General features: G+C 62.1%; 7 protein-coding genes, 1 tRNA gene and 3 pseudogenes. 6 read left to right on the top strand and 5 right to left on the bottom strand.

Annotation, left to right across the window (positions count from 1 at the left end; translation table 11 throughout):
• From G3436_RS04965 to G3436_RS04945, 5 genes are all read left to right on the top strand, one after another.
• Nucleotides 1-2135 (top strand): type VI secretion system Vgr family protein (locus tag G3436_RS04965; protein WP_243667017.1); only part of this gene is annotated, 2135 nt, incomplete at its 5' end.
• Nucleotides 2132-3010 carry a DUF4123 domain-containing protein gene (locus G3436_RS04960; protein WP_163941974.1) on the top strand — a complete coding sequence of 293 codons (879 nt, stop codon included), beginning with the start codon at nucleotides 2132-2134 and terminating at the stop codon, nucleotides 3008-3010. The genes G3436_RS04965 and G3436_RS04960, both read left to right, overlap by 4 nt.
• A 9-nt stretch (nucleotides 3011-3019) precedes the next feature.
• Complete coding sequence (locus tag G3436_RS04955) at nucleotides 3020-5665, top strand: T6SS effector BTH_I2691 family protein (protein ID WP_163941971.1); 2646 nt, start codon at nucleotides 3020-3022, stop codon at nucleotides 5663-5665.
• Complete coding sequence (locus G3436_RS04950; RefSeq protein ID WP_243667016.1) at nucleotides 5662-6795, top strand: DUF6708 domain-containing protein; 1134 nt, start codon at nucleotides 5662-5664, stop codon at nucleotides 6793-6795. The genes G3436_RS04955 and G3436_RS04950 overlap by 4 nt, the downstream gene beginning before the upstream one ends.
• Before the next feature lie 440 nt (nucleotides 6796-7235).
• On the top strand, nucleotides 7236-8489 hold the full coding sequence (locus tag G3436_RS04945) for an arsenic transporter (protein ID WP_163941968.1): 1254 nt from the start codon (nucleotides 7236-7238) through the stop codon (nucleotides 8487-8489).
• On the opposite strand, the pseudogene G3436_RS04940 reads toward G3436_RS04945, so the two are convergent.
• Nucleotides 8484-9385 (bottom strand): annotated as a pseudogene (locus G3436_RS04940) (LysR family transcriptional regulator). The gene G3436_RS04945 and the pseudogene G3436_RS04940 overlap by 6 nt on opposite strands.
• Before the next feature lie 79 nt (nucleotides 9386-9464).
• A pseudogene (locus G3436_RS04935) lies at nucleotides 9465-10672 on the bottom strand (MFS transporter).
• Between the two features lie 201 nt (nucleotides 10673-10873).
• Here G3436_RS04935 and G3436_RS04930 point away from each other — a divergent pair.
• Nucleotides 10874-11593: a DUF4198 domain-containing protein gene (locus tag G3436_RS04930; RefSeq protein WP_163941965.1), complete on the top strand. Its 720-nt coding sequence runs from the start codon at nucleotides 10874-10876 to the stop codon at nucleotides 11591-11593.
• 117 nt (nucleotides 11594-11710) lie between these two features.
• Here the strand turns inward: G3436_RS04930 and G3436_RS04925 are convergent.
• From G3436_RS04925 to uvrC, 3 genes and pseudogenes are all read right to left on the bottom strand, one after another.
• Nucleotides 11711-11786: transfer RNA gene (locus tag G3436_RS04925), tRNA-Gly, on the bottom strand.
• Nucleotides 11787-11851: 65 nt separating this feature from the next.
• Nucleotides 11852-12412, bottom strand: coding sequence for a CDP-diacylglycerol--glycerol-3-phosphate 3-phosphatidyltransferase (gene pgsA, locus G3436_RS04920; protein ID WP_163941961.1), 561 nt, complete (start codon nucleotides 12410-12412; stop codon nucleotides 11852-11854).
• 32 nt (nucleotides 12413-12444) lie between these two features.
• Nucleotides 12445-14267: pseudogene (gene uvrC, locus G3436_RS04915) on the bottom strand (excinuclease ABC subunit UvrC).
• Between the last annotated feature and the right edge of the window lie 2 nt (nucleotides 14268-14269).

The raw sequence follows: 14269 nt of genomic DNA, 5'->3' as shown, positions 1-14269 counted from the left end.
CCCATGCCACGCCAGTCAGACCTGCGCTTTACCTTTGCACCGAGAGCAGCCCGGCACAGTTCGATGTGATCGAATTCACGCTGGCAGAAGGCCTGTCGACGCCCTTCAAGCTGACCCTGGAACTCTCCAGCCACGACGCCAACGTCGATTTCGCCGGCCTGCTCGACAACCCCGCGGTGTTCACCCTGTGGCGCCATCAACAGCCGGTGCGCTATGTGCACGGGCTGGTCAGCAGCATCACCGTGGGCCAGAGCGGCTTTCGCCGGACGCGCTACCGCGTGGTGCTCGAACCGCAGTTGGCACGCCTGGCGCTGTGTTCGAACTGGCGCATCTTCCAGCAACTCAGCGTGCCGCAGATCATCGACAAGGTGCTGGGCCTGCATCACCTGTTCGACCGCGAGCAGGTCATCACCGCAACGCATCAACCCCGCGAATACTGCGTGCAGGCCGGCGAAACCGACCTGCACTTCATTGCCCGCCTGGCCGCCGAAGAAGGTTTGCTCTACACCTTCCAGCACAGCGCCAAGGGCCATCGCCTGATCCATACCGACCGCGTGCTGGGCCTGGGCCAGATCGGACCGGACCACGACTGCGCGGTGATCTACGCAGGCAGCGCCGGTGGCGACCAGGCCCTGCCCGCCATCACTCGCTTCGACTACACCGAGCAGGTACGCACCGCGCGCCAGGTGCAGCGCGACTACACCTTCACCCACCCGCGCTACAACCAGCAACATGAGGTGGTTGGGCGCGACCTGCAGCGCCAGAGCGGTACCTACGAGCGCTACGATTTTCCCGGCCGCTACAAGCGTGACGCGGCCGGCAAGCCCTTCACTCAAACTCGCCTGCTGGCGCTGCGCAACGATGCGCGCATCGCAGTCGCCATTGGGGACAACGCACACCTGCAGCCTGGCCTGGGCTTCAATCTGTACGAACACCCGCGCGAGGCCTTCAACACCCACTGGCGCACGATCAGCATCGAGCACCACGGTGTTCAACACAGCAGCCAGGAAGAGGAAGCCGGCGAGAGCACCCTCGGCACGCGCTACACCCAGACCGCCCAGTTGATCGACGGGCGCGCCGACTGGAAGAGCGACTTGCTGGACAAGCCGCGTATCGACGGCCCGCAGACCGCCACCGTGGTCGGGCCACCTGGCGAAGAGATCTACTGTGATGAATGGGGCCGGGTGAAGCTCAGCTTCCCGTGGGATCGCGAGAGCCAGCACAACGACACCAGCTCCTGCTGGGTGCGTGTATCCCAAGGCTGGGCCGGCACCACTTGGGGCGCCATGGCAATCCCGCGTATCGGCCAGGAGGTAATCGTTTCCTATCTGGACGGCGACGCGGACCAGCCGCTGGTCATCGGCCGCACCTTCAGGGCCGCCAACCTGCCGCCCTACAAGCTGCCGCGGCACAAGACCCGCATGACCATCAAGAGCCAGAGCCACAAGGGCAATGGCTTCAACGAGCTGCGCTTCGAGGATGAGCTGGGGCAGGAAGAGGTGTTCATCCATGCGCAGAGGGACCAGAACAGTGTGGTCAAGAACAACCAGACCCTCAGTGTGGGTGTCGACCGCGCCAAGCGTATCGGCCAGGACGAATACACCGGCATTGGCCGTAACCGTGATGAAAAAGTCGATAACAACGAGCATGTCAGCATTGGCCAGGACCGCTTTCACGAAGTGGCCCGCGACGACACGCTGAACATCGTGCGCAACCACACCATCAGCACGGGCAAGGACCGCACCGAAGAAGTAGGCAACCACCGGACCGACAAGACGGTTGCCAACCACAGGGTGGAAATCGGTGGGCACCTTGAGCAGGCCATTGCCGGACACATCACCGTGCAAGCCGGGGAAGCCATTGAACAGCGGACCCAGGTCTATGAAATACAGGCGTCCAACAGCCTCGTACTGCGTAGTGCCGGTGGCACGCTGCGCATTGATGGCGCGGGGATCACACTCGAAGGTGTGGCCATTCACATCAAGGGCCCGGTCAGCCACGGAGCTACAGGTATGGGCAACGCATTGAACATCGGTGGCGCACCCGAGCCCGGAGAGCCGGTATGCCTCAGTTGCCTGCTCAAGGCCATTCAGGAAGGCCGCAGTGTAGTCCGCCTGGAGGCGAGCAACGCATGAGCGCTTCGTTCGCAACGGAATTGTTCCGCCCGCTGCAGGAGGCGCAACGCTACCAGCTCACGGGCATTGTCGAGATGGCACGCTTGTCGGTAACTGAGCGCAGGGTCGTGACCAACGCGGTTGACCCGCAACGGTGGCCGCTGCTTCAGCAAGCCCAATTCAGCAATCTGCGCGAGGTCGGCCCCTGGCTGTTCGCGCCACGGCCGGGCGCGTCACTGGCCGGCCAGCATGATTTTTTCGCCAACCTCAATCGAATGGCAGGTGATGCGGTTTGTGGGTGGATCGTCAGCGCCCTGCCGCCAGCTGAGTTGGCACAGCATCTGAGCCACGCCAACACCATCAGTGCTCCCGATGGCGAGCGTTACCTGCTGCGTTATCACACCGAACATTCCCTCACGTGCCTGCACGCGTGCCGAGACCTGCCGGGTGTTGCGCAGTGGCTGGCACCCATCAAGGACTGGTGGTTCCCTGCGGCGAATCCTTCACGCAAAACCTGGCAGCGATTAACGGGTTACGACCGTTCACCACTCACGCCCGCCCTCGGCATAGAGCTGGACCAGGCATGCTGGGAGGCCCTGGCAGGCGACCCGCTGAGCCATCGCTTGGCCGATCAGCTTCAAGCCCCCTTGAGCGCGGCGGGTCAGCAAAGCTGTCATGGCGTACGACTCGGCGTGGTACAGCGGCACTTGGCAAAGGCTCGAGAACTGGGCCTGAAACGCCAGGCGGACCTCATCGACTACGTCACCTGCATGGCGCTGGAGGGCGATGTTCTGGTCAACCTCCCAGCTTGGCAGGAGGCATTGCTGGAAGCCCGCACCGAGGGGCGACGTCTTCTCGTTGCATTCCAGGCATACCAGTACCAGAACAGCTTTTAAGGACGTTCAATGAGCAACCTGGACTACCTCTTCGACCTCTGCAAAAAGAACGCCGCGCTTTTGAGCGAGCCGTTTGCCAGCGGCCCGGCCGTTAGCTGCACCCGAACCTTCACCATCCTGCCGCTGCGCTACGCTGCCGTCGGGGGCAACAGCACTGCAATCAGGCTGTTGCCTGAGCTGCCCGAGCATCTGCGTGCGCCCCATGCAGTCAGTGCGCTGACACATGCCGGGTATGCCATCCGCACCTTGCGCGAAGGCTTTCTGTACGTGCTGGAAAAACGCGCCAGCACGGGCCTTCATACCTGGCACACACCCTACCGCGTCGATGCCAATGGCGCCCTCTCGCTCACTGCTCCGGGCGTGCCCTGGACGCCAGCCCCGCCGTCAAGCAACCCGCAGGACTTCATCCGCGCGATGGCCTGGACGTTTGCCGTACACGACCTGGATGACCTGCAGGAATTGCGCCTTTTCTACAGCCCCGACCCACTGACCCTGGCGGCCATGGGCAAACTTAAACGCGACCGCGCGGTGATGCCTGCCGTCGACATTGCGCGCTTGGCGGGCCCCTCCTGTGCTTCACCCGAGCCCAACGTGCTGACCCATGCCGACCTCGACTACGTAGCCGACTTCGCGGCCGAGGGCCAGCCAAGGCTCAGGGCAATGCTCGCCGAACAAGCGCTCAGTGCGCCACAAATCATCTCCCGGGCAGGTACTTACCAGCAGCTCAAACCTGCCGATGGCACGCTCAATCCTCGCGGCGTGGCCATCGTGGTGGAGGACGCCATTGGCATCACCCAGGAGCTCAACGCCTGGCGCAACGCTGCGCTGGAGCACTTGAAATGCTGGCTGGAAACTACCGAGGCAGCCGGTGCGCAGGGCAAGCCCGGCCCCAGCAACGAGCGCAAGGTGCTGGTGGCGCAAGCGTTCACCGAGTTGCACACGAACTTCAGCAAACGCAAAGTGGCAGCACAGGTGCGCCAGCATACCCAGGCCATGCGCACGTACCTCCAGGGGAGCGAGCAGGCTGTACAGCCTGGCATGCAGGACTGGTGGGAACACACTCGCGAAAGCATTCTGGAGGCCAACAGCCAGCTCAAGCGCGACGAGTTGCAGGCCCGTGCGCACGCTGGCGAGTTCGACCAGCTATTCAACGAACGCTACCTGCCCCGTGTCGACCTTGACGCCATGCACACCCAGTTGGCCCAGTTCGACAGCGAGAGCCAGGTCGCCCAGGCCATGGCCGAAGCCCGCGCAGCGGACCACCTGGCCTGGTTGCAGCATCCGAACCTGCTTAACGCATTGGCGGCCTATGATCCCGAGGACCTGCGCAGCGGCGTGTGCTTTGCCCACCAGGCCGGGCTCTGCGTGATCGGCATGGAGGGTGTAGCACGCGGTGCGCAACTGATCGCCCAGTGGTGGAAGGCCGACAGCGTGCACGCCGGCAACCTGGCATTGCGTTCATTCGTGTTCAATCAGCGTGCGATTGCCGATGTGCTGGAGCGCACCCGCAGTCATCTGGCCAACCCGTCGGCGCGCGGTGACGACTGGCAGTTGCTGGACACAGCCCTTAAACAAAGCAAGGAGCTGGCCGCTGAATTCAGCCGCGTGGACGGCCAGCTGGATCTGATCGCCCAGCATGGCCACGTCAATGCCGCCGGTGCATTGGCCTGGCTAGGTCAACTGGGCCGCGAAGCCTTGCGGGCCGGTGCACCCAATAGCTTGGACCGTGCACTCCACAGGCGCTTGAGCGCCTACCTTGTCGCTTCGCTGGGTGCACAGGCGGTCGACTTGCGCATGATGGAGCATGCCCAGGCCGGCACCACGGCGTCCCCTGGCAGAACCGCTGCGCCAATCATTCGGCGCCTGGACCAGGCCTATGTGAACAGCCTGCGCGATGCGCACAGCAACGACTTCTACCGGCTGCGAGTCGCCAGCGGACTGTTGTTGCTGGAAGCCTCCTTGTTGCTGCTGCAGGGGCATCGCGAAACCAAAGACCAGCGCTTCTGGAGCGAAGTGCTGGCAGCCGGATTGACCAGTGCGGCGGCAGGCATAGAACTGCTGGCGGTGGGGACGGAACAGGCGTTGAGCCAGGTAGGGCCAAACAGCGTGACAGCACGTGGCGCGAGTATCAGCCTGGGGCGCTATCGGTTGTGGGGGGCGGGGTTGGCATCAGCAGCCGGACTGGTGAGTATGTGGTGGGATGTAAAGGACGCAAAAGATTCATTCCAGGAAGAACCAGGTTTCGCACTCACCCGAAAAACTGCATTAGGAAGTGCCTACACAATTCGCAGTTTGGCGACGCTGGCACTGTTGAGTGGACAAGGCGGCATCGCCCTTTCCCAGGCTGGTGCTTACTTCAGTTGGTTGGCCGCACGAGTAAACACCACCGCACAAAAAATTATTTTTTTGACCTTGTCACAGTGGTCGACTCGAATTGCCGCTAACCAAGCCGCGATGCTTTTACTTGGCCGCATGACATGGGTGGGTGGTGCGATAGTGCTGGTGTCAACCGTTGTACTACTCATTCTTTACGAAGACGATCTAGCACAGTGGTGCGATCGCTGTTGCTACAGCTTGAGTGCAAGCAACAAGCGTTACGCAGACAACGAGGATGAACTCGGTGCACTGTTCAACGCTATTGGAGGGATTGCATGATGTATTTCTTCGAGTGGGGATGCTGGCAAGCGAAACTCGAGCCTGCGCAAGCTCGCAGAAATGACCCCAAGCGAGAGATCCTGTACGAAGAAGATGACAATAAGGAGCAGGCAGCCGCAAAACTGAGCATAAGCCAGACGCCAAAATTGCGTGGGCCGGTCTATCTCTACAATAATGACGTTTTGGAAATGCGCTGTGGAATCTGGGAATCGAAGCGCGGGCTGGTTAGCATTGTTTCACTAACGATCATTCTCTACGTATCAAAACTCACTTACGAAGCCGTTATGTTTTCACTCACGATGGCAGAGCATCTCTCAAGAGACCCTGCTGCGCCATATGGTGGTGCGCTGGTTCCCATTTTGCTTTTTTCGAGCATCGCCAGTGTCACAACCTGGTTTTATCTGAAGTACGGTTTTCGATTCACACGCTTGGAAATGTTTACCTCACGCCACCTGCTGATCCGTTTCAACCGCAAGACTCAACAGGTCTACCTGCATCGGCCGCCCTGTTGCGGCGGTATTGTCACATTGCCATGGGACGGCATCACCTCCTCAGGGACAGCACTGAATCTCCCACGCGTCAGTCAGATCGAAGTGCCACTTATGCTGTCCTGGACATCGCGAGTGACCGGCACCCTGCAGACTGAACTCGTCTGCGTGGGCAAACCCACCCTCCTGCAATCGGAAATACGCGATGAATGGGAGTTCATCCGCCGCTTCATGGACGAAGGCCCGCAAGGTTTGCCACGTCCACGCATAACCTCCCACTTTCCGTGGCCCTGGCAAGCCTTTACACCGCAGTTCGAGGGGCTCGAAAAGTACTTTCGTGACTCATCGATCACAATAAAAATCGGATTGGTACTGATCTCTCCGGCCTTCCTGATCTTCGGCCTGGGCCATTGGCTTAGCCTGATGCTGTGCTGGAAACCACGCTGGCCGAAAGTGATTCGCCAAGCCGGACTGCCCGGCAAACCAGTGCCAGCCCAGACCACCCTCGCTGACTATCCACCGCATATTCAGCAACGCCTGCGTGAAAACGCTCACCTGTGGCACGTACACCCCGGTAGCCGCCCCGAAAAGCCAAGGCAAAGAAAACGCAAGCGCCGCGTTGATGCCGATTCAGCGCCGTGAATGCCCTCAGGCTCCTGTCACGACCCTGCGCGATCTGACGACGTGCAGCCGCCTATTCAGACACTCAACGGAACACTTTCATGCAACCCATTGTACTGCTAGGCCACAGCCACCCATGCCCACGGAACCGGCACCGTCACCTCGGGCGCAGACAGCTTTCGGGTGAACGGCACGCCGGTCTTGGGCTGACGCCTGTCAAATCAGACTCCGCGCACACAGCATGCACTAGCGCCCGAAATCCGTGGCAGCCCCTGCAATCGGGTGCACGCTTGAGGCGCTGGGGGTCAGCGGGATTTCCTCGGCGCTTCGCTGTCGCCAGCAGCAGAGAAATTCGTCTCGATTCTGCTTGAGCAGTGGCCGCGTGATTGATTGAATGCCAGGCATCGAGCCCCAGGGTTTGACCTGAGCGCTTTTCGACACCGCCCCCATGGATGCCTTGCATGCCTGCATTTGATTCACCCTCGCTGATCTGGGGCATTGCCGCCGTCGCAACCGCCGGAGTCATCCTGCGCCCCTGGCGGGTACCGGAATATGTCTGGGCGGTCTGCGCAGCAGTACTGCTGACGGTGCTCGGCCTCATGCCCCTGCACACTGCACTGGCCGCCATCGCCAAGGGCGGCGATGTGTACCTGTTTCTGATCGGCATGATGGTGCTGGCCGAACTGGCACGCCAGCAAGGGCTGTTCGACTGGCTGGCCATGTATGCGGTGCAACACGCGCGGGGCTCGGGCCAGCGCTTGTTCGACCTGGTTTTTTTGGTGGGGACACTGGTCACGGTGTTCCTGTCCAACGATGCCACCGCCGTGGTGCTGACCCCGGCAGTGTACGCCGCGTGCAAGGCAGCCAAGGCTGAGCCACTGCCTTACCTGTTCATCTGTGCCTTCATCGCCAATGCGGCAAGTTTTGTGCTGCCCATTTCCAACCCGGCCAACCTGGTGGTGTTCGGCAGCCAGATGCCGCCGTTACTGGAGTGGCTGCGACAATTCACCTTGCCATCAGTGGCGGCCATCGGCCTGACCTACCTGGTACTGCGCCTGGCACAGCGCAAGCAGCTGCGCCAGCCGCTGACGACGGTCATCGCGGTACAACCGTTGCAGCCCGGGGCACGCCTGTGCGCACTGGGCATCGTGCTGACCGGCGCCTTGTTACTGGCCACGTCTGCCCTGGACAGGCCATTGGGCCTGCCCACCTTCTGCGCCGGTATTGCCACCGCCGGGTTGATCCATCTGCGCCAGCGACGCAGTCCGATGCCGGTGCTCAAGGGCGTGGCCTGGGGGGTGCTGCCGCTGGTGGCCGGGCTGTTCGTGCTGGTCGAAGCGGTGGCACAGACAGGGGTGATCGACCACCTTGCGCATGGCCTGGCCACGCTGGTACGTAGCTCCGAAGTCCAGGCGAGCTGGAGCGCAGGCATCGTCGCGGCCATCGCCGGCAACCTGATGAACAATCTGCCGACCGGCCTGATCGCAGGCTCCGTCGGGCACATTGTCGAGTTGCCGGCGCGCACCACGGCGGCGCTGATGATTGGCGTCGACCTGGGGCCCAACCTGTCGATTACCGGCTCCCTGGCCACGTTGCTCTGGCTGGTTGCCATTCGCCGTGAAGGCGAACACGTCGCGGCCCTGGACTTTCTGCGCCTTGGAATACTGGTCATGCCACCCGCGTTGATTGGAGCGTTGTGGTGCCTTCACCTATGACGGGGCGAGAATGTCCTCAAGCAACGCGATGAACACGTTGATGCGGCTGGAGCCGCGATGGTTGGGCAGGTACAGCGCGTTGATACAGCTGCTGGCGGTGCCGGGATTGATCTCATACGGCGCCAGCATGCGGGTCAGCGCGCCCTGCTCCACATCCTCGCGTACCAACCAGTCGGCCAGTAGCGCCACACCGCCGCCAGCCAGCGCCGCCTCGCGCAGGATGTCGGCGTTGTTGCTCTGCAGCCGCCCTTGCACATCCACGCGCTGGGTCTGCTCAGCATGGCGAAACGTCCAGTGCTGGCCCACCGCGTCATACTCGAACCGCAGGCACTCATGCGCCCGCAGATCACTCGGGCGCCCTGGTGTACCGGCGCGTGCCAGGTACTCGGGACTGGCGACCAGCCACCGCTGAAAACCACCGACCCGCCTGACGACGATGTCATCGCTGACCACTGAAGAGCCGAGACGCACAGAGACATCGATGCGCTCGCTGATCAAGTCACTGACCCGGTCGCTCAACGTCAGGCTGATCTGCAGGCCCGGATGACGTGCAAGCAATCGCCCCAGGTGCGGGGCATGATGCGTCGGCCGAACTCCACCGGCACGCTGACACGCAGATGCCCGTGCGCCTCGGCGCCACGGTCGGCAACGCTGGCATCCGCGGCGTCGATGGCCTCGATAATGGCCACGGCCCTGTCGAAGTAACCTTGCCCGGCGAGCGTGACACTGATGTTGCGCGTGGTGCGATTGAGCAGGCTGGCGCCCAGCTCGCTTTCCAGCCCCGCCACCTGCCGCGTCACCGACGAGGTGGACAGGCCAAGCTTGCGCGCTGCCGCTGAATAGCCGCCACAGCGCACGGTCTCGACAAACATCTGCAGCGCCAGCAACTTGTCCACGGGCCGACTCCAGGCTTAATCAATCCGGCCACTATGCCTGAGGGCAAACCCGCTGTCTTGCAGGTCTGGCTACTCAGGCCTAGCGATAGCGGCGGACCACAAACAGCACCAGCGCCAGGCCGGGAACCGATACCATCGAGGCGCCGACAGGCTCCAGCCCAACTGCTCATACAGCGGGCTGGCCACCAGCGAGCCCAGCGCCCCGCCGATAAAAATGCTGGTCATGTACACGGCGTTCAGGCGCGCCCGGCTGTGCGCATCGATGGCATAGACCTCGCGCTGGCCGAGCACCATGTTGAGCTGCACGGCAAAGTCCAGCAGCACCGCGCACACCACCAGCCCCAGGTAGCCCCTGCCTGGCAGCGCACCTATCAGCAGGGATGCAGGCGCCAGCAGCAACGCCACCAGCGTACCGCGCTGGCCATGCCCGGCGTCGGCCAGCCGGCCGGCAATCGGCGCCGCTAGCGCACCCACGGCGCCGACCAGAGCAAACAGGGCGACCTGTGTCTGGCTGAAACCGCGCTGGCGAATCAGCTCGATGGGCGCAATCGTCCAGAACAGGCTGAAGCTGGCGAACAGCAAGCCTTGAAACAAGGAGCGCTCACGCAGGCTCGGGTGACGTCGCATCAGGCTGAACACCGAACGGATCAGCGCGCCATAGGAGGACTGATGGGTCGGCATGCGGCGTGGCAGGGCAACGGCCATGACGCAGGCGATTATCGCCATCAGGCCTGCGGCACTGAAGAACACGCCGCGCCAGCCGAACGCCTGGGCCAGCAGGCTAGAAAGCGGGCGCGACAGCAGAATACCCAGCAGCAGGCCGCTCATGACATTGCCGACCACCCGTCCTCGGCTTGCTTCAGGCGCCATGTGTGCTGCCAGTGGTACGAGGATCTGCACCGCCACACACGTCAGGCCGATGAGCAGTGACAGCGTCAGGAACAGCGATGGCGACTGGGCGAAGCCCGCCGCAAGCAGGCACACGCTTGCCGCGAGGGTGAAGCACACCACAAGTCGGCGGTTTTCCATGAGGTCGGCCAGAGGCACCAGTAACAGCAGGCCGGCCGCATAGCCGAGTTGGGTCAGCGCGACGATAAGGCTGGCATGGGCGCTCGACAGGCCGATGTGCGGGGCGATCAGCTCGATGATCGGCTGAGCGTAGTAGAGGTTGGCGACCACCGCGCCACAGCAGAAAGCCAGCAAGGCCACCAGCGCACCAGAGAGGACCGCGGGCTGCTTGCCCTGTGCAGTTGTAGTGATTGGCGGTGCAACGTTGTCGGTCGGCATGGTGAAACCTCGTTCGCCTGGAGATAAGTTCGTCAAGGCTATGCGTGATCCTTGCCTGGGAGAATGCAGCGTGACGGCAACGCAGTGATGCGTGGGACGCAACGTTCTGCGTGCTGCCGCTCCAAAAAAAATGTTATAACCTAACAAAATACAGCCTGCGCAATCAGCCAGGCATAGCCTCTTGTCACGTCAGGAATACCGATGAAACTCGCACTCTCGCTAGCAGCAGCAATCAGTGCGCTGACGGTTCAATCCGCCAGCGCTCATGGAATCTGGACAGAGCAACGCTACGGCCATCTTGAGGTTGTATACGGGCATGGCGCCGAGGATGAGGGCTACGCACCCGACAAGATCAAAGGCGTGTGGGCCTACGATCAAAAAGGGGGGGCGGTGCCGGTCACGGTAAAGCGGCTCGATGACCACGCTCGGTTGCAACCGAGTGCAGCGCCTGCCGTGGTGACAGTGGCGTTCGACAACGGGATATGGAGCCAGGATACAGCCGGTACGTATGTCAATGCGCCAATGGCTGAAGTGCCTGGCGCGGTCAGCTCCAGCCATAGCTACAAGTACAGCCTGGCTATCCTGAAACCGCATGCCCATGTACCCGAGCGTCTCAAGCTGGCAATGCTCATCCGCCCTTTGAAGGATCCGACCGAGGTAGGAGTTGGCAACCTTCTGCCGGTAGAGGTCATCATCGATGGAAAACCCGCCGCCGATGTTGCGCTTTTTGATGACTACCGCGGCTTACCCGACGCACAGAGCGTCAAGACTGACGCACGTGGGCGCGCGAATGTGGTCGTGCGCAACGCCGGGCTGAACATCATCGCAGCACAGGCCGATGTACCCGTGACAGGTGCTGCAGTTTCGCAGAGGAACCTCTTCACCTCATTGAGCTTTGTCGGCCAAGCCCACCAGCATTAAGGGGGCGACCAGGACATGGCCCCCCGTGGGAGGTTGTCGCCGCAACGAAAAAAGGGCCCCTTAAAGGGGCCCTTCTCTCTGACGAATTACAGATCTTTCGATCTGCAGCTCCAAATTTGGAGCGGGAAACGAGACTCGAACTCGCGACCCCGACCTTGGCAAGGTCGTGCTCTACCAACTGAGCTATTCCCGCGTCGTGTTGATGGGTGCCATTCTAGCGAATTAAAAAACCCCGTCAACCCCTTGATTCAAAAAAGTTTATTTTATTTCAGAACCTTCACGCAGGTGCGGCCAGGCAGCCCTCAGGTAGTGCACCATCGACCACAAGGTCAACCCGGCAGCCACCAGCAACAGCGCGTAACCCAAACCGACCCACAAGCCCCACACCGGCGGGTTGCCCAGCAGGATCACCAGCGCCAGCATCTGCGCTGCGGTCTTCCACTTGCCCAGGTTGGACACCGCCACATGCGCACGCGCGCCCATCTCGGCCATCCACTCGCGCAACGCCGACACCACGATCTCACGACCGATGATCACCGCTGCCGGCAATGTCAGCCACAGGTTGGCATGCACCTGCACCAGCAGCACCAACGCCACGGCCACCATCAATTTGTCCGCGACCGGGTCGAGGAACGCGCCAAACGGCGTACTCTGCTGCCAGCGCCGAGCAAGGTAACCGTCCAGCCAGTCGGTGGCGGCGGCAACGGCAAACACACTGCTGGCGGCTATGTAGCTCCAGTGATACGGCACATAGAACAACAGTATGAAGATCGGAATGAGCAGAACACGTAATACGGTAAGCAGATTAGGGATATTCATCGGCACAACTGGCTGCGAGGTGAGCGGGCATTCTACTCGCTATGCAGGCTGTCATAAATCGACTCGGCAAGCTTTTTACTAATTCCCGGCGCCTTGGCGATTTCTTCAACGCTCGCACGGCTCAGTTCCTGCAAGCCACCGAAGTGCTTGAGCAGGTCGCGACGACGCTTGGGGCCGACCCCGGCCACGCCCTCGAGCGTCGAGGTGCGCCGCGTCTTGCCACGCCGGGCACGGTGCCCGGTAATGGCAAACCGATGCGCCTCGTCACGGATCTGCTGGATCAGGTGCAAGGCCGGCGAGTCGCCCTTGAGGGTGAATTCGTGCGCCACATCATTGAGGTACAGGGTTTCAAAGCCGGCCTTGCGCGTGGCGCCCTTGGCCACGCCCAGCAGGATCAGGTCGGGCACCGCCAGTTCCTGCATCACTTCGCGGGCCATGTTCAACTGGCCTTTGCCACCGTCCACCAGCAACACATCCGGCAGCTTGCCCTCGCCGTCCTTGATGCGCGAGAAGCGCCGGGTCAGCGCCTGGTGCATGGCGGCATAGTCATCACCCGCGGTGACGCCCTCGATGTTGTAGCGCCGGTAGTCGGACTTGATCGGGCCCTCGGGCCCGAACACCACGCAGGACGCCACAGTGGCCTCGCCACTGGAATGGCTGATGTCGTAGCACTCAAGGCGCTGCGGCGTTTCATCCAGGTTAAGCACCTGGGCCAGTGCATCGAAACGCGCGGCCATGTGCTGACGGTTGGCCAGGCGCGCCATCAGCGCCTGCTCGGCATTGGTCACCGCCAACTGTTGCCAGCGCGCGCGTGTGCCGCGCACGCGATGACTGATGGCGAGCTCGCGCCCGCGCACGGTTTCAATGGCCGCGCACAATGCCTCGAAATCTTCATGCACCACGTTCACGATCAGCTCGGCGGGCAGCTCGCGCTCGGCGTTGCCCACGTAGTACTGGGCAAGGAACGCCGACATGACCTCGGCCACGTCTTCCTCGATACCCACCTGCGGAAAAAAGTTCTTGCTGCCCAGCACGCGCCCGCCGCGCACGCTGATCAAGTGCACACACGCGCCGCCCGGGTTGATGAACGCAGCCACCACATCCACATCGCCGCTACCGCCCTCCATGCTCTGCTGGTCCTGCACACGACGCAGCAAGGCGATCTGGTCTCGCAACTCGGCAGCCCGTTCGAACTCCAGCGCCATCGCGGCGCGCTCCATGTCGGCATTCAGCTCGTTGGTCAACTGATGGCTGCGCCCCTCCAGGAACATTACCGAGTGGCGCACGTCATCGGCGTACTCCTGGGGCTCGACCAGGCCGACACAGGGCGCCTTGCAGCGCTTGATCTGGTACTGCAGGCACGGCCGCGTGCGATTGGCGTAGTAGCTGTCTTCGCATTGGCGCACAAAAAAGGTCTTTTGCAGCAGGCTCAGGCTTTCGCGGATCGCGCCAGCACTGGGGTACGGCCCGAAATACTTGCCCTTGGCCTTCTTGGCACCGCGATGAATGCCCAGGCGCGGGTAGTCGCCATCACTGAGAAAGACATACGGATAGGATTTGTCGTCGCGCAGCAGGATGTTGTACGGCGGGCGCCATTCCTTGATCAGGGTCTGCTCGAGCAGCAGCGCCTCGGTCTCGTTGGCGGTGATGGTGGTTTCGACTTGCGCGATGCGCGCCACCAGGGCGGCGGTCTTGGGCGCCAGCCCGGCCTTGCGAAAGTAGCTCGCCAGGCGCTTCTTCAGGTTTTTCGCTTTACCCACGTACAGCAGGCGCGCGCCCTCGTCGAACATCCGGTATACACCCGGCGCCCGCTGCAGGTTGCCAGAAAGGCACTTGAATCAAACGCTGGGGTCATGA

Origin of the sequence: Pseudomonas brassicae, from assembly GCF_010671725.1 — a bacterium.
GTDB lineage: Bacteria > Pseudomonadota > Gammaproteobacteria > Pseudomonadales > Pseudomonadaceae > Aquipseudomonas > Aquipseudomonas brassicae.
Note: the sequence above shows the minus strand (reverse complement) of the source record. Positions and strands in the feature narration are given on the sequence as shown.

What these genes read in the sequence shown, in the direction of transcription:
- G3436_RS04960 (WP_163941974.1), top strand. Translation starts at nt 2,132, where the DNA reads ATGAGCGCTTCGTTCGCAACGGAATTGTTCCGCCCGCTGCAGGAGGCG.
- G3436_RS04955 (WP_163941971.1), top strand. Translation starts at nt 3,020, where the DNA reads ATGAGCAACCTGGACTACCTCTTCGACCTCTGCAAAAAGAACGCCGCG.
- G3436_RS04950 (WP_243667016.1), top strand. Translation starts at nt 5,662, where the DNA reads ATGATGTATTTCTTCGAGTGGGGATGCTGGCAAGCGAAACTCGAGCCT.
- G3436_RS04945 (WP_163941968.1), top strand. Translation starts at nt 7,236, where the DNA reads ATGCCTGCATTTGATTCACCCTCGCTGATCTGGGGCATTGCCGCCGTC.
- G3436_RS04930 (WP_163941965.1), top strand. Translation starts at nt 10,874, where the DNA reads ATGAAACTCGCACTCTCGCTAGCAGCAGCAATCAGTGCGCTGACGGTT.
- pgsA (WP_163941961.1), bottom strand. Translation starts at nt 12,412, where the DNA reads ATGAATATCCCTAATCTGCTTACCGTATTACGTGTTCTGCTCATTCCG.